This is a genomic window from Actinoplanes lutulentus (genome assembly GCF_003259845.1).
GTDB lineage: Bacteria > Actinomycetota > Actinomycetes > Mycobacteriales > Micromonosporaceae > Actinoplanes > Actinoplanes lutulentus.
In genome coordinates this window covers 638,774-652,867 of sequence record NZ_QLMJ01000001.1, presented here as the reverse complement: position 1 = coordinate 652,867, position 14,094 = coordinate 638,774, and the positions used below count along the sequence as shown (strand labels likewise).

General features: G+C 69.1%; 17 protein-coding genes. 13 read left to right on the top strand and 4 right to left on the bottom strand.

Translation table 11 applies throughout. The features are described from left to right. Positions 1-4: 4 nt before the first annotated feature. Positions 5-1,114, bottom strand: a complete 1,110-nt coding sequence (locus B0I29_RS02760; RefSeq protein WP_146616699.1) for a winged helix DNA-binding domain-containing protein — start codon at positions 1,112-1,114, stop codon at positions 5-7. Between the two features lie 95 nt (positions 1,115-1,209). After that, a complete protein-coding gene (locus B0I29_RS02755; protein ID WP_245972178.1) occupies positions 1,210-2,202 on the bottom strand; it encodes a TIGR03619 family F420-dependent LLM class oxidoreductase in 993 nt (330 codons plus the stop codon). Here B0I29_RS02755 and B0I29_RS02750 point away from each other — a divergent pair. Both B0I29_RS02750 and B0I29_RS02745 read left to right on the top strand, forming a co-directional pair. Further along, positions 2,201-3,088 (top strand): Vgb family protein, encoded by an 888-nt coding sequence (locus B0I29_RS02750; protein WP_111647178.1) that lies wholly within the window; start codon positions 2,201-2,203, stop codon positions 3,086-3,088. The two genes, B0I29_RS02755 and B0I29_RS02750, sit on opposite strands and share 2 nt — an antisense overlap. 12 nt (positions 3,089-3,100) lie before the next feature. After that, positions 3,101-3,952 (top strand): hypothetical protein, encoded by an 852-nt coding sequence (locus tag B0I29_RS02745; RefSeq protein WP_111647177.1) that lies wholly within the window; start codon positions 3,101-3,103, stop codon positions 3,950-3,952. On the opposite strand, the gene B0I29_RS02740 is transcribed toward B0I29_RS02745, so the two are convergent. Then, positions 3,949-4,299 carry a MerR family transcriptional regulator gene (locus B0I29_RS02740; RefSeq protein WP_111647176.1) on the bottom strand — a complete coding sequence of 117 codons (351 nt, stop codon included), beginning with the start codon at positions 4,297-4,299 and terminating at the stop codon, positions 3,949-3,951. The genes B0I29_RS02745 and B0I29_RS02740 overlap by 4 nt on opposite strands. A gap of 47 nt (positions 4,300-4,346) precedes the next feature. Between B0I29_RS02740 and B0I29_RS02735 the strand changes: the two genes are divergently transcribed. From B0I29_RS02735 to B0I29_RS02725, 3 genes are all read left to right on the top strand, one after another. Then, positions 4,347-5,597, top strand: a complete 1,251-nt coding sequence (locus tag B0I29_RS02735; protein WP_111647175.1) for an MFS transporter — start codon at positions 4,347-4,349, stop codon at positions 5,595-5,597. Between the two features lie 109 nt (positions 5,598-5,706). Further along, positions 5,707-6,240, top strand: a complete 534-nt coding sequence (locus B0I29_RS02730) for a snapalysin family zinc-dependent metalloprotease (protein WP_111647174.1) — start codon at positions 5,707-5,709, stop codon at positions 6,238-6,240. 58 nt (positions 6,241-6,298) lie between these two features. Further along, entirely contained in the window at positions 6,299-6,883 is a 585-nt protein-coding gene (locus B0I29_RS02725) for a GNAT family N-acetyltransferase (RefSeq protein WP_245972150.1), read from the top strand. On the opposite strand, the gene B0I29_RS02720 is transcribed toward B0I29_RS02725, so the two are convergent. Beyond that, positions 6,790-7,626 (bottom strand): helix-turn-helix transcriptional regulator, encoded by an 837-nt coding sequence (locus B0I29_RS02720; protein ID WP_111647173.1) that lies wholly within the window; start codon positions 7,624-7,626, stop codon positions 6,790-6,792. The genes B0I29_RS02725 and B0I29_RS02720 overlap by 94 nt on opposite strands. 102 nt (positions 7,627-7,728) lie before the next feature. Here B0I29_RS02720 and B0I29_RS02715 point away from each other — a divergent pair, with 102 nt between their 5' ends. The 8 genes from B0I29_RS02715 to B0I29_RS02675 all read left to right on the top strand — a co-directional run bounded on the left by B0I29_RS02715 (position 7,729) and on the right by B0I29_RS02675 (position 14,093). After that, positions 7,729-8,715, top strand: coding sequence for an aldo/keto reductase (locus B0I29_RS02715; protein WP_111647172.1), 987 nt, complete (start codon positions 7,729-7,731; stop codon positions 8,713-8,715). Between the two features lie 72 nt (positions 8,716-8,787). After that, the gene (locus tag B0I29_RS02710; protein WP_245972148.1) at positions 8,788-9,942 is read left to right on the top strand and encodes an eCIS core domain-containing protein; all 1,155 of its coding nucleotides are present in this window, start codon (positions 8,788-8,790) and stop codon (positions 9,940-9,942) included. After that, a complete protein-coding gene (locus B0I29_RS02705) occupies positions 9,939-10,190 on the top strand; it encodes a hypothetical protein (RefSeq protein WP_111647170.1) in 252 nt (83 codons plus the stop codon). The genes B0I29_RS02710 and B0I29_RS02705 overlap by 4 nt, the downstream gene beginning before the upstream one ends. A gap of 85 nt (positions 10,191-10,275) precedes the next feature. Beyond that, positions 10,276-11,238 carry a glycerophosphodiester phosphodiesterase family protein gene (locus B0I29_RS02700; RefSeq protein WP_111647355.1) on the top strand — a complete coding sequence of 321 codons (963 nt, stop codon included), beginning with the start codon at positions 10,276-10,278 and terminating at the stop codon, positions 11,236-11,238. Positions 11,239-11,288: 50 nt separating this feature from the next. Next, positions 11,289-11,630: a hypothetical protein gene (locus B0I29_RS02695; protein ID WP_146616698.1), complete on the top strand. Its 342-nt coding sequence runs from the start codon at positions 11,289-11,291 to the stop codon at positions 11,628-11,630. Positions 11,631-11,667: 37 nt separating this feature from the next. Then, positions 11,668-12,693, top strand: a complete 1,026-nt coding sequence (locus B0I29_RS45570; protein ID WP_181557657.1) for a hypothetical protein — start codon at positions 11,668-11,670, stop codon at positions 12,691-12,693. 16 nt (positions 12,694-12,709) lie between these two features. Next, entirely contained in the window at positions 12,710-13,369 is a 660-nt protein-coding gene (locus tag B0I29_RS02680; protein ID WP_111647166.1) for an alpha/beta fold hydrolase, read from the top strand. Continuing rightward, positions 13,359-14,093: a class I SAM-dependent methyltransferase gene (locus tag B0I29_RS02675; protein ID WP_111647165.1), complete on the top strand. Its 735-nt coding sequence runs from the start codon at positions 13,359-13,361 to the stop codon at positions 14,091-14,093. The genes B0I29_RS02680 and B0I29_RS02675 overlap by 11 nt, the downstream gene beginning before the upstream one ends. Position 14,094: the final 1 nt, after the last annotated feature.

Below are 14,094 nucleotides of genomic sequence, written 5' to 3'. Positions count from 1 at the left end.
GCGGTTAGGCGGTCGTGATCGACAGGTCGGCGTGGCCGCCGGTGAGGTGCTCGGCTTCGGCTGCCAGCTCGCTCTCCGGCACGGCTCCGGCCTCGGCGAACCAGGTGACCGTGATGCCGCTCGCCGTTGATTCCCAGGTGCCGGCGACGCTGCCGCCGGCGACCACGACGGGCGAGATCCAGCCGGCCGCCTTGCTGATCAGGCCCCGCCGGTGCGGTGCGATGACGTGTTCGTCCTTGGTGCCCGGGCCCAGCACGAACTGGTCGAACGCCGGAAGCAGGCGCACCTGCGGCATCGGCTCGGCGGTCGCGATGTTTTCGACGTCGGTCGTCCGGGCGTACCCCATGATGCCTTTGATCGTCACCTCGGTGAGGACGCCTGACCGGGTCAGATCAGCGAACCACCGCCTCAGCACCGCCTTCTTGGTCGCGCCGCGGATCAGCCACTGGTCGAACGACTCCATCGTGGCCGGTCCGAAAGCGCCGAGGTAGGCGGGGATCACGCGCGCGGCAGCCTCGTCCGGTTCCGGCAGGCCCGTCCAGCCGTCGATCCATGTCTCGGGGCTGGTGAACGTGACCCGGTTGCGGTCGCTGGGACCGTTGCACAGAAGACCCTGCCAGGCCAGCGGCTTCAGCACCGCACCCCACCCGGATCCGAGCGGTTCGGTCAGCGAGTCGTCGCCCGTACGCTTCAGAATCTCGGCGGTGAGTTGCTCGCGGGTGAGTACCCGGTCGTGCAGGATCTCGCGGGTGGCGCCGGCGATCGCGGTGATCTGCGCCGCGGTGGCGAACGTCTTCTGCCATGAGGCCTTCTCCCATGTCCGGGCGTCGGCCATCAGGCTCAGATAAGCGGGCGCGTCGCCGGCGGTGAGCAGGTGCAACGTGCCGCGCATCGCCCATAGTTTGATCAGCGTCCGGCGTTCCAGGGCGGTGCCGGCCGCGCCGTCGACGGGGGAGGAGCTGCGCACCGCGATGGCCTGGTCCGCGGCCGACGCGACCTGGGCCTGCACGCCACACAGCCGCTCGACGATGGTCTCGGCCGAGACTCCGGCCGGCCGGTCGAGGAATTGCCGGCGCATCCGCCAGGACAGCACCTGTGCAAGGGAAAACTCCACGGCGTCTCCTCCCGAAGAGAACCTACCGTCCTGGAGAACACCCTCGGGGGCACTGGCGGGCGACGCGCCGTCGAACGCGTCGCCCGGACCTCGGTTCAGACGCCGGCTGCGCGTACCCTTTCGTGCAGTTCGGCCGCCCGGTCGATCAATTCCGCGACATCCTCGACCGCCGCCGGAAGCGTGACATAGACATGGTCCGCGCCGGCCTCCGCCAGCGCCGCCACATCCTCCGCCAACTGCGCCACATTCCCCGCATATGCGGGCCGCGGAACAGCCACCGACTCGGTCAGGTCCAGGGTTCCGATCTGCACCGTGCAACTGATCGAAGCCGGATCCCGCCCGAACTCCTCAGCCATGGCCCGCAGCCCGGCGAGCGACTGTTTCACCTGCTCCGGCGTCACCCCGCTGGCCACCCATCCGTCGGCCCGGCGCGCCACCCGCCGCAATGCCCGCTCATTTCCGGCACCCAGCAGAATGGGGATTTTCCGCGCCGGCTTGGGGCCCACGTCGGCCACCGAAACCTCGTAGTTCCGGGACTTGAAACTCACCGGATTGGGGCCCCACACCTCGGCCGCGACATCCAGGAACTCGTCCAGCCCGCGGCCCCGCTCGGTCAGCGGAACAGCTCCGACCGCCGCGAACTCGTCCGGTGACCAGCCCGCCCCGAGGCCGGCGATGACCCGCCCGTCGCTTGCCGCATCCAGCGTCGCCAATTCGCGCGCGAGGCGGAACGGCAAATGCAGCGGCACCACCAGAACCCCGGTTCCGAGCTCGATCCGCGATGTCACCGCAGCCGCCGTCGTCAATGTCACCAGCGCGTCAGCGACACCGCGATACCGTTCCGGCCAGGCCAGCCCCGGAACGCCGTACAGGCCATGGGAACCGCTCTGATCCTCCGGCACGAGCACCCGTTCGAAAACCCACAGGCTGTCGTAACCGATCTCCTCCATCGCCCGCGCCGCGGCGACAACGTCCTTGCCGGGAGTGAAATGCTGGAACTGGGGAAGGCTGACACCGAGTTTCACCATGACCCAACAATTCCACAGAGGACACCCCTTTTGGGTACGCGTAAACGAAGGGAACCGCATGACCACTGAACTGACCCTCCCCGAGGGCTGGTCCCCGTACGCGGTGGCCGGCGACTCCACCGGCACCCTGTGGCTGACGATCCTGGCCCCACCTGGCCTGGCCCACCTGACACCCGGCGAACCCGGCGACCCGTGGATCGAACCGTTGCCGCAGGGCCAGCCGATGCTGCTGAGCATCGCCGGCGACGTGGTCTGGTTCACGCGTACCGACGACAAGCTGGTCCGGCGCGAAGCCGGCGGCGAACAGACCGTCTTCAAGGTGCCGGAAGGCACCGGTCCCTACGGCATCGCCGCGACCGCGACCGGCGACGTCTGGTTCACCGCACCCGGCACCAACCAGCTGGGCAGACGCGCCGCCGACGGCACGATCACGATGTTCGACCTGCCGATGCCCGAAGCCCGTCCCGCCATGATCACCTGCGATGCCGAGGGCACACCGTGGGCCGCCCTCAACGGCGCCGGCGCCCTGGCCCGCGTGCGCGACGAAACCGTCGAGATCATCAAGCTGCCCGACGGCCGAACCCCACCCGCCCCCGTCGGCATCATCGCGTCGGCCGGCGGCATCTGGTACACCGATATCGCCGGCGGCAGCGTCGGCCGGGTGGAGCAGTCGGGTGCGGTGCGGCAGTACCCGTTCGCCGACCCGGCCTGCCGTCCACATGCGGTGGCCGCCGCCTCCGACGGCTCCTGCTGGGCCAGCCTCTGGGGCTCTGACCAGCTCGCTCACGTGACGACTGACGGCCGCATCACCCTGCACGAACTGCCGGGCCGTGAACCCCACGGCCTCTGGGTGTCGCCGGCCGAAGTCTGGGTCGCGATGGAGAGCGGCTCCCTGGTGGCGGTCGAGGCAACCAGCGGCAATGCGGGCGACCCGAGCCGCCCGTGAGAGGATTCGTCCATGGGAACTCAGCACGTGAACGGCGATATCGAGGCGCGGGTCTCCGTTGCACAGGACCGGACGACCACCCCCGAGGCGCTCTACGAGCTGGCTTCCGACCCGTCGGCCCGGGTTCGCGCGGTGGTCGCGGCCCGTCCGGACGCCCCGGCGGAGGCGCTGCGGCCCCTCGCCCGGGACCGCGACCGTGACGTCCGTGAGGCGATCGCGCGGAACCCCTCGGCCTCACAGGGAAACCTGCTGCGTCTCGTCGGCGACGCCGACCGCTGGGTGCGCTGGGCGGTCGCGGCCAACCCGGCCTGTGACTCCCGCATCCGTGGCGTGATGGCGAAGGCGCAGGACAAGGAACTCCGCGGCCTGCTCGCCGAGATGCCGGAACTCGAACCTCACCTCTCGGCTCTCCTCATCGAGGACGCCTCACCCGAGGTACGGGAACGGCTCGCCAGCCACACCACCGACCCGGAGGTCATCGAGGCTCTGCTGCGCGACCGCACCCTGCGAGTGCGCAAGGGCGTCGCCATCAACAAGCAGACCTCCGCCGAGCAGCGGCACATCCTGGCCCAGGACTCGTCGCCCGACGTTCGTGCCGCACTGGTCCGGGCAGTGGAGCTGGACGAGGCGGACCTGCAGGACCTGCTGAAAGACCGTTCCGCCGACGTCCGCCGGGCGATGGCCACCTCCGCTGTCACGCCCCAGCACATCCGGCAGGCGCTGGAGAACGACCCGGACGAGGCGGTGGCGCAGGACGCCCGTGGTTACCGAGGACCCCAGGTCGCCGGCGGACCCGCGCGGATTCCGCGCGCCGGCCGCCGTCCCGCGCTCGGCAAGCGTTTCCCCGGCAAGCCCGCTCGCTAGCTCTCGACCAGGTTGTCCAGCGTGCCGCTCAGGAGTCCGCGCGTCTGCTGCAGCGCGGCGATGGAGCTGTCGACTTCGCAGATCTGAACCCGGAGCTGCTGGCGGGCCTCCGCGCATGCCGTCAGCTCGCCGTCCTCGGCGAAACACGGCAGGATCTCCGCCGCCGCCTGCAGACCGAGACCGATGTCGAGCAGCAGGCGAATCCGGCGCACCTCCTCGACGGCGCACTCCTCGAAGTCGCGGTACCCGTTGTCGAGACGCCGCGAGGACAGCAGCCCCAGCCGGTCGTAATGCCGCAGCGCCCGCGTGCTGACCCCGCTGCGAGTTGCCAACTGATTGATCAGCATCGTCCACCCTTGACATTGACACCGGTGTCAAACCTTACCGTTGCGCCATGTCGATCAACCTGAGCAGACTGCGTGACGATCTGCGAAGCCCACAGGATCCGCGGCAGCGCTTGATGGCGCTGTCGACCTTGATCAACACGGTCGGCATGGGCCTCTTCCTGTCCGCGGGCACCATCTTCCTCATTCGCTCAGCCGGGCTGAGCCCGGCCACGGTCGGCGTCGGCCTCACCGTCGGCTCGCTGATCGGTTTCGGCGCCGGGGTTGTCGTCGGCGACCAGGCCGACCGGCGGGGCTCCCGCGAAGTCGTCATCGCCGCCATGCTCGTCGAGGCCGTGGCCAGCATCGGCCTGCTGCTGGTGCGCGACGTATGGACGCTGATCCTGGTGGCCGCGATCGCCGCGGTCGGCCGGGCGGGCTCGGGAAGCGCCCGAGGCGCGATGATCGGCGTGCTGGCCGAGCAGGGCAAGGGCGCGGCCCTGCGTACGTACCTGCGCGCGATCACCAACGTCGGCCTGGCGGTGGGCATGCTCGGTGCCGCCGCGGTGCTGGCCATCGACAGCCGGCCGGCGTACGTGGCCCTGGTCCTCACCGACGCGGCGACGTTCCTGCTCGCCGCGGCCGTGCTGTGGCGGCTTCCGTACCTCCCGCCGACCCGGACCGCGGCCGGAGTTCCTGATGAGCGCCGCTGGCTGGCACTACGCGACAGGCGTTATCTCAGTTTCACCGCGGCGTCCTCGGTTGCCAGCCTGCAGTACTGGGTGCTGGTGCAGGCGCTTCCGGTGTGGATCGTCCTGCGCACCTCGGCGCCGCGGTCCATGGCGGCGTTGGTGCTGTTCGTCGCCGCGGTCACCGTGGCCGTCACCCAGATCCCCGCGACCCGGTCCATCGACGGGCCCCGGACGGCGGCCAGGTTGCTCGCTCGATCCGGTCCGCTCTTTCTGGTGGCCTGGATCCTGATGGCCGTCGCATCCGGCCCGTCGGCCTGGGTCGCTATCGCACTGTTGCTGGTCGCGGTGCTCGTACACTCGCTCGCCGAGGTCTGGCAGGCGGGCGGAACGTTCGAACTGTCCTTCGCGCTGGCCCAGCCGCAGGCCCAGGGCCAGTATCAGGGCGTGGTCGGGCTCGGTCACGGCTTCATCGAGGCGCTGGCCCCCGTCATCGTCATCACGCTGTGCATCGACGTGGGCAAGCCCGGCTGGATCATCCTCGGTGTGGTCGTGACAGTGGCCGGTTTCCTCTGCGCCCTGATCGAGCGGCGCTGGTCCCGCATCGCGCCCGCATCACGCCGAGCTGATTGAGGTGCGGCTTTCGGTGATAGGGGAGATTCAGTATGGCTACAGCCATTGATGTCCATCACTGAATGAGGGCAGCCTCGGGGGTACCCGTTCCCTATCCCCGGAGGAAGCCATGCTGCTCCGCAAACTCGCGGCGGCACTCTTCGCCGTGCTCGCTGTCACCGGCGTCCAAGCGGTCACCGCCGCACCCGCCACCGCGGCGCCCCGAATCCTGTACTACGACGCCAGCCAGGCGCAGGAGTTCAAGGCCGTGGTCGCCCAGGGCGCCCAGATCTGGAACAACAGCGTCGCCAACGTACGCCTCGAACCCGTCCCGTCCGGCCGTACCCCGAACATCCGGGTCTACGCCGACAACGGCTGGCCCCGCGCGTACACGCAGTCGCTCGGCAACGGTTACTGGTACATGGGCCGCCAGGCCGTCAACCAGGGCTACTACCAGCCGCGGATCGCCGCCCACGAGTTCGGCCACCTGCTCGGCCTCCCGGACCGGCGCACCGGCCTGTGCACCGACCTGATGTCCGGCAGCAGCGCCCCGGTCAGCTGCACCAACCCGAACCCGAGCAGCACCGAGGCCCGGACCGTCAACAACAACTTCGCGACCGCGCTGACCACCGGCGCCCGCACCTACACCTGGAGCGCCGCCTAGTCTCGGAGCCGGGCGAGACCTTCCTGATCCCGCCCGGCCCGTCGATGAGGAGGACATCGTGACCACCCCCGCCGGCACGGCACGCCTGACGTTCGCCGAGATGACCGAAAGCGATCTCGACGACCTCGCCGCCCTGCTCGGCGACCCCGAGGTCATGCGCTACTACCCGCGCCCGAAAACCCGGTACGAGGCCGAGAACTGGATCACCTGGAACCAGGACCTCTACCAGCGCGCCGGCTTCGGCCTCTGGGTGATCCGATCCCGCGAGACCGGCGAGTTCCTCGGCGACTGCGGCCTCACCCCGCAGCAGGTCGACGGCGTCACCGAGACCGAGATCGGCTATCACGTACGCGCGGACAAACAACGCCTCGGGTACGCCACCGAAGCCGCCACCGCCTGCCGCGACCACGCCCGTCAGGTCCTCGGCGTGAACCGGCTCATCGCGATCATCGACCCCGCCAACGAACCGTCCCAGCGGGTAGCCGAGAAGATCGGCCTGCGCCACGAACGCGACACCGTTTACGGCGTCACCCGGCAACCGGTACGTATCTACACCGAGAACTCCTCGACCCCGACCACCCGCAGCAACGCCAGCCGCTCCCGGGTGTCGTCGTCAGCCGGCGTCAGCACCAGCAACTGCTGACCCAGATCCGGCGTCACCAGCGTCTCGCAGTCCATCGTCAACCGGCCCACCCGCGGATGCAGGAACGACTTGCGGTCGGAGCGGCGCACCTTCACCTCGTGATCCGCCCACATCCGCCGGAACTCGTCGCTGTCCGCCAGCAACCGCTTGACCAGCCGTTCCACCTCGGGCTCGCCCGCCCGGCGACCCGCCACTGCCCGCAGATCAGCCACCATCTGGCGGCTGCGGTGCTCCATGTCCTCGTCGGAGAGCACGGCGCGCGCGTCCGGCTCGGTGAACCATCGGTACGTCAGATAGCGCCGATCCCCGGTGAACCTGGTGTGATCCCCGTTCATCAACTCGGCCGACCGGTTCTGCGCCAGCACCTCACCGAGGTCCGACATCACCAGAGCGGGAGTGTCCCCGAGCAGATCCAGCATCCGCAGCAACCCGGCCCGAGCCTGCCGCGCGGTCCCCGCACCGAGCGGCGCCTGATGCCCGGCCAGGTGAAACAGATGGGCCCGCTCGTCATCCGACAACCGCAACGCCCGCGCCAGCGCGCTGAGCAGCTGCGCCGACGGCTGACTGCTGCGACCCTGCTCCAGGCGCACGACGTAATCCACCGAGATCCCGGCGAGCCGCGCCACCTCTTCCCGCCGCAGCCCCGCGGTGCGCCGGCGCGGCCCGTCGGCGAGACCGACCTCGGCCGGACGGATCGCCTCACGGCGGCGGCGCAGGAAGTCGGCGAGCTGTTCACGCTGCATGAACCCATCGTGCCCGGCGGGAGAACCCGCAGCCAGGGAGCGCCGCTCCCACGATAAGCGCTCCTCTCCCGTACGCCCGAAGTCCAGCGCAGGGTGAGAGCCATGAACACACGAACCCTGGGAAACACCGGCCCGGCCGTCTCCGCTCTGGGCCTCGGCGCGATGGCGATGTCCGGCACGTACGGCCCGTCGGACCGCGACGAGAGCATCAAGACAGTGCACGCCGCCCTCGACGCGGGCGTCACGCTGATCGACACCGGCGACTTCTACGGCATGGGTCACAACGAGCTCCTGCTCGCCGAAGCACTCCGTGGCCGCGACCGTGACTCGTACCAGCTCAGCGTCAAGTTCGGCATGCTCCGCGGCCCGGGCCACGAGTTCGGCGGCGCCGACGGCCGTCCCGAAGCGGTGAAGAATTTCCTCGCGTACTCCCTGAACCGCCTCGGCGTCGACCACATCGACATCTACCGTCCCGCCCGTCTCGACCCGAACGTCCCGATCGAGGACACCGTCGGCGCCATCAAAGAGATGATCGACGCCGGCTATGTCCGCCACGTCGGCCTCTCCGAGGTCAACGCCGCGACGATCCGCCGGGCCCACGCGGTCCACCCGATCGCCGACCTGCAGATCGAGTACTCCCTGATCTCCCGCGCCGTCGAGGCCGACATCCTGCCCACCCTGCGCGAGCTCGGCATCGGCCTGACCGCGTACGGCGTCCTGAGCCGCGGCCTGATCTCCGGCAACTGGACCCCCGGCCAGGCCGGCGACCCCCGCAACCACAGCCCGCGGTTCGCCACCGGCAACGTCGAACACAACCTGTCGCTGGTCGAGGCCCTCCGCACCCTCGCCCAGGCAAAGGGCTGCACCGTCGCCCAGCTGGCGATCGCCTGGGTCGCCGCCCAGGGCGACGACATCGTGCCGCTGGTCGGAGCCCGCTCCCGCACCCGCCTGACCGAGGCCCTGCCCGCGCTGGACGTCCAGCTCACCGCCGACGACCTCACCGACATCGAGAAGACCATCCCGGCCGGTTCGGCGCAGGGCGACCGCTACCCAGCAGCCTTCATGTCCTCCCTCGGCACCGGCAACTGACGACGGGCACCGCCGAACCCGCCGATCCGCATAGGTGTACATCGCTCTGACAGAGCGATGGGGGTACATCAGATGGAAGTCGCCGGGATCGGCCTGGCCGAAGACGCTCACCAGCTCGCCGCGGGCATCCGCAGCCAGAACTGGGTGGACAGTGCCATCGGAGGCGTCGGCGTATCCCTCGAAGGATTGTCGCTCGCCGTCGACCCCCTCGGCACCGTGGCCAGCTGGGGCGTCGCCTGGCTCATGGAACACATCCGACCCCTCCAGGAGGCGCTCGACCACCTGGCTGGTGACGCCGCCGAGGTCACCGCGCAGGCCGCGACCTGGTCGAACGTTGCCGCGCTTACCGCGGCCGCACATCAAGAATATGCAGACCACGTTCGTACGCAGACCGCTGGCTGGTCAGGCGCGTCCGGTGACGCCTACCGCGCCCACGCGGCGGAGAACCTGGTCGTGCTCGACGGCATCACTGCCGCAACCGGTGGCATCGCGTCCGCGGTGGAGGGTGCGGGCCTGGTGGTCGGTCTGGTACGCGAAATCGTCCGCGACCTGATCGCCAACTTCATCGCAACTCTGGCTGTCCGCCTACCGCAATGGCTCGCCATGGAAGGAATCACTCTCGGTATCGCGACCCCCGTCGTCGCGGGCCAGGTGTCCGCTCTCGTTCTGAAGTGGGCCAACAAGATCCAACACTTCATCCGAGGACTGCTGGGCAGCCTTCGCCGCCTGAAGGTGATGATCAATCGCTTGGGCGAGGTCCTCGGCGACCTGCGAACACTGGCAGGCCGCATCGCTCGATCCGCACCGACCGATCGCTCGGTTCATTTCTTCAGCAAGAGCCGGGTAAGCACCAACCGCGACGTGCTGGAGAACGGCCCGGGTACCCCGATGACACTGGAAAACGTTCACGCGACCGCCGAGCGGATGGGGATCGATTTCGGTGACGTCGACATAGTCATCGTTTCCGACGCTGAGGAGATTCGATACCTGGAACACATGGACGCCGGCGCCTACACGCCATCGGAACGCAACGGGACCCAGGTCCGCTTCGGCCCAGCCAGCTTCGCGGATCCGGATAGCCTGGCTGCGACCATCGCGCACGAACATACTCACGTCCAGCAGCAGCGCAACGGCGAACATCTGTGGCGTGTGCTGCGGGACCTCGAAGACGAGGCGTACGCGAGTGAAGTGCCGGCCTTGGAGCTCTTTCGGAGGAAACAGCCGTGACAGCCACCCGTTTCCAGATCAATGAGGTGTTCGACATCGGGGCGCGCGCCGGCCTACTGGTCGTCGGAAGCGCTGATGAGGATTTCACCGGGGTGCCGCGCCTGCACGACGAACTCACCGGCCACCCGATCACCATCCTCGGCGTCGACTTCCCGACCCCGCGAACCTTGCGCACCGGCGAGACGATCCTCGTAGTCGACCGCATCGACGCCGGTTATGCCACCACCGGCCGGGTCTGGACCGCCTGAGAACGGCAAATTCAAACCCTTTCTTGCGTACGCACAATGGACTCGGAAAGCGCAACCATTGCACCCAGCTGGCAGGATGTCCGGGGTGTTGAAGATCGTGAGGCGGCTGCGGATTCCGCTCGCCGTGCTGCTCGTCGCCGTCGCGGGTTTGTGGCTCGGTAACAACTCCACGCTCGTGAACAGCGGTAACGAACCGCTGCTCCTGGCGCATCGCGGCCTCGCGCAGACCTTCGACGTCTCGCGCGTGCAAGCCGACACCTGCACCGCGCAGGTGATTCTGCCGCCGGAACACCCCTACCTGGAGAACACTCTCGATTCGATGCGGGCCGCTTTCGACGCCGGCGCCGACGTGGTCGAATTCGATGTGAAGTTGACCCGCGACGGCCGGCTCGCGGTTTTCCACGACGCCGTGCTGGAATGCCGCACCGACGCGTCCGGCACGGTCGGCGAACACACCATGGACGAGCTGCGCGCACTCGACATCGGCTACGGATATACCGCCGACGGCGGCGTCACCTACCCATTCCGCGGAAAGGGCGTCGGCCTGATGCCGGATGCCCCCGAGGTTCTGGACGCGTTCGCCGGCCGCGAGCTGCTGATCCACCTGAAGAATGACAACGCGGCCGACGGCGAAGCGCTCGCCGAACTGCTCGCTGAACGGCCCCACCAGCAGCTGACCGTTTACGGCGAGGACACCGCGGTCGCCGCTTTCCACACGGCGTTGCCCGGGGTCCGGGCGACGTCAAAAGCAATGATGAAGAACTGCCTGCTCCGGTACGAGTCAACAGGCTGGACCGGCCACGTCCCGGACGCCTGCCGCAACACCCAGCTGCACCTGCCGGCCCGTTACGGCCGCTGGCTCTGGGGCTGGCCGAACCGTTTCGCCAATCGCATGGCCGAAGCCGGCACCAGAGTCATCCTGGTAGCCGACGGAGGCGACTATTCCGCGGGCTTCGACACCCCGGAGACCGTGAACCAGATCCCTGAGAACTGGCCCGGCGGCATCTGGACCAACCGCATCGACGTGGCAGCACCCCTGATCAGCTGATCTCGAACCGGCTTGCTGGGGCGCGGGTACACCTGGGCATGGAATCGTCGATGGACCAGGCTGACGTTGTCGCCGACCGGCAGCAGTTCGTGGCTCGTACCGCTCAGTTGTTGCTCGGTGCCTACCTGCTGGCGCTCCTCGTCCTGGCGGTCGCCGCCTACTACGGACGGGTTCAGGTCTATGTCTTCAACATTCCGTACCTCGTTGTGCCCGCGGCCTTCTTCGGGCAGGCGGTCTGGACCACCGGCAGGTTTCGCCGCGCCACCGAGCCGGGCCGGCGGCGCGAGCTCTACCAGCGCAGCGCCATCGAAACGGTCCTGGGACTGGTCATGATCGGCAGCCTCCTCTATTACTGGCTGCAGGATCCCGCCTCCTTCGTCACCTGGATGTGACCGGTTTTTGTCGGACCCCGGGGCTAACATCCGCCGCATGATGGAGGACCTGGTCAGGCGGGCTGCCGGTGATGACGACGTGGCGGCGGAGGAGCTGGCGGAGATCGCGGACAGCGCTCCCGGCGACCTCACCCCTCATCACGGCCTCATGCTCGACCTCGATCTGCTCTGGCCGGCGAAACTGTTCCGGGCCGCCGATGATGTGACGGTGCGGCGGGTTGTCGCGCAGGTTGACGCCGGCCAGGGGCAGGGGCGGCTCAACCACCTGCTGCTCGTCCTGGCATACAGCGGGCACCCTCTCGCTGAGCAGGCCCTGCGCCGCTGGTCCACGTCGCCTCCGCCCGGCGCCGACGAGCTCTATGTCGGGTCGCTTGACTATGCCCGTGAGGGCGGCTGGACCGTTGACACCGATGGCAGCCGCCGGGAGCTGTGCGGCGACACCGCCTATGAGTGGCTGCTGCGCGAGTCGTCGCGTGAGCCGAGCGGTGCGACCTGTCCGTGGTGCACGTCGCCGTTGTGGGTGGCCGCCGACCTGAACGCCGCCGACCTGAACGCCGCCGACCTGGACGCCGCCGACCTGGACGCCGCCGACCTGAACGCCGCCGACCTGGACGCCGCTGATCCGGCGGTGCGCGCCGCGCTGGCGCACACCGGCTGGTCCGGGCGGCTCGTTGTCGAGACCTGCCACTTCTGTGCGTGTTACGCGACGCTGTTCAGCAAGGTCAGCCCGGACGGCGGGTCGAGCTGGTGGGCCGGCAACACGCCACCGAGCTATCTGCCCAAGGACGCCGGTCCGGAGGACCCGCCCGCGCTGCTGCCGGTGCCCGGGCCGGTTCGGGCGAGTCCCTACCAGGTCAGCGCCTGGAGCCAGGGCGGGTCGACGCTGGGTGGGCGGCCCGACTGGATCCAGGACGCGGACCATCCGGAGTGCCCCGGGTGCGGCCAGTCGATGGACTACCTGGGCCTCATCGGTGGCGCGGACATCGACGACGGGGAAGGTGCGTATTACCTGCACCTGCATCAGCCGTGCGGGTTCGCGGCGGTGAATTACCAGCAGAGCTGAGGGTACGGGAGACAGCGTGGCCACTTTCGTTCTGATCCACGGCGCCGGCGATGTCGGCTGGTACTGGCATCTCGTGGAAGCCGAGTTGCGGGCGCGCGGGTTCGACACCGTCGCGCCGGACCTGCCCTGTGACGACGACACAGCCGGCTTGGCCGAGTACGCGGACGCCGTGGTCGCGGCCGTCGGCGAGCGTACGGATCTGATCGTTGTCGGACAGTCGCTCGGCGGATTCACCGCGCCGCTTGTCGGCGAGCGGACGACCGGGCCCGAGGCCGTGACGATGATTGTGCTGGTCGCGCCGATGATCCCGGCGCCGGGGGAGGCCCCTGCTGATTACTGGGCGAATACCGGCTGGGACCGGGAGACACGGGAGCAACACGACGACCTGTTCTATCAGGACGTCGCGCCGGAGCTGGCCGCCGAGGCGTGGAAACGGGGCCGCGAGCAGTCGGAGACCCGGCTGGGGGAGCCGTCGCCTATGAAGGCCTGGCCCGACGTGCCCACCCGGGTGCTGGCCTGTCGTGATGACCGGCTGCTGCCCGTCGGGTTCATGCGGCGCGTCGCGAGGGAGCGTCTGGGCATCACGCCGGACGAGATCGACGGCGGGCACACGCCGGCGCTGAGCCGCCCCCGGGAGCTGGCGGACCGCCTCAAGGAGTACGCCGATGGACGTTGATTACGACGCTGAGCTGCGACTACACCACGAAGTATTCCGCCGGGCCTGGGGCATCCGGGCCGGCGACCACATCCTCGACATCGGGTGCGGGGCCGGGCGGACCACACGCGATGCGGCCCGTGAGTCCGGAGACGGGAGTGCTGCCGGGGTCGACATCTCCGGCGCGGCCGTCGACCGGGCCCGCGCCCTGACAGCGGAAGAACGCAACGTCACCTTCGAACAAGCCGACGCGCAGACCCATCCCTTCCCGCCGGACCACTTCGACCTGGTGATCAGCCGGTTCGGCACGATGTTCTTCGCCGACCCGGTCGCCGCGTTCACCAACATCGCCCGCGCCCTGCGCCCCTCCGGCCGGCTCGTCATGATGGTCTGGCAGGACGGCGAGCTCAACGAGTGGCGTGTCGCCATCCGCCGTGCCCTCGCCGGATCCGCGAGATCAGGCGGACCGAACGCCTTCTCGCTGGCCGATCCCACGACGGTGACGAAGATCCTCGACACCGCAGGGTTCACCGGTATCACCTTCGCCGACGTGCACGAACCGGTCTACTACGGCCCGGATGTCGACGCCGCGCTCGCGTGGGTCCGGGGTTTCGCCTGCACCGGCGAGGCCCTGAACGATCCCGCCGTCACCGGACGGCTCCGCGACATGCTCGCCACCCACCTCCGCGACGACGGGGTCTGGCTCGACTCCCGAGCCTGGGTGATCACCGCACGGCGACGATGAG

Bases quoted from the DNA above. Each gene is read 5' to 3' on its own strand.
- B0I29_RS02750 (WP_111647178.1), top strand. From the start codon at position 2,201: ATGACCACTGAACTGACCCTCCCCGAGGGCTGGTCCCCGTACGCGGTG.
- B0I29_RS02755 (WP_245972178.1), bottom strand. From the start codon at position 2,202: ATGCGGTTCCCTTCGTTTACGCGTACCCAAAAGGGGTGTCCTCTGTGG.
- B0I29_RS02745 (WP_111647177.1), top strand. From the start codon at position 3,101: ATGGGAACTCAGCACGTGAACGGCGATATCGAGGCGCGGGTCTCCGTT.
- B0I29_RS02740 (WP_111647176.1), bottom strand. From the start codon at position 4,299: ATGCTGATCAATCAGTTGGCAACTCGCAGCGGGGTCAGCACGCGGGCG.
- B0I29_RS02735 (WP_111647175.1), top strand. From the start codon at position 4,347: ATGTCGATCAACCTGAGCAGACTGCGTGACGATCTGCGAAGCCCACAG.
- B0I29_RS02730 (WP_111647174.1), top strand. From the start codon at position 5,707: ATGCTGCTCCGCAAACTCGCGGCGGCACTCTTCGCCGTGCTCGCTGTC.
- B0I29_RS02720 (WP_111647173.1), bottom strand. From the start codon at position 7,626: ATGCAGCGTGAACAGCTCGCCGACTTCCTGCGCCGCCGCCGTGAGGCG.
- B0I29_RS02715 (WP_111647172.1), top strand. From the start codon at position 7,729: ATGAACACACGAACCCTGGGAAACACCGGCCCGGCCGTCTCCGCTCTG.
- B0I29_RS02710 (WP_245972148.1), top strand. From the start codon at position 8,788: ATGGAAGTCGCCGGGATCGGCCTGGCCGAAGACGCTCACCAGCTCGCC.
- B0I29_RS02695 (WP_146616698.1), top strand. From the start codon at position 11,289: ATGGACCAGGCTGACGTTGTCGCCGACCGGCAGCAGTTCGTGGCTCGT.
- B0I29_RS45570 (WP_181557657.1), top strand. From the start codon at position 11,668: ATGATGGAGGACCTGGTCAGGCGGGCTGCCGGTGATGACGACGTGGCG.
- B0I29_RS02675 (WP_111647165.1), top strand. From the start codon at position 13,359: ATGGACGTTGATTACGACGCTGAGCTGCGACTACACCACGAAGTATTC.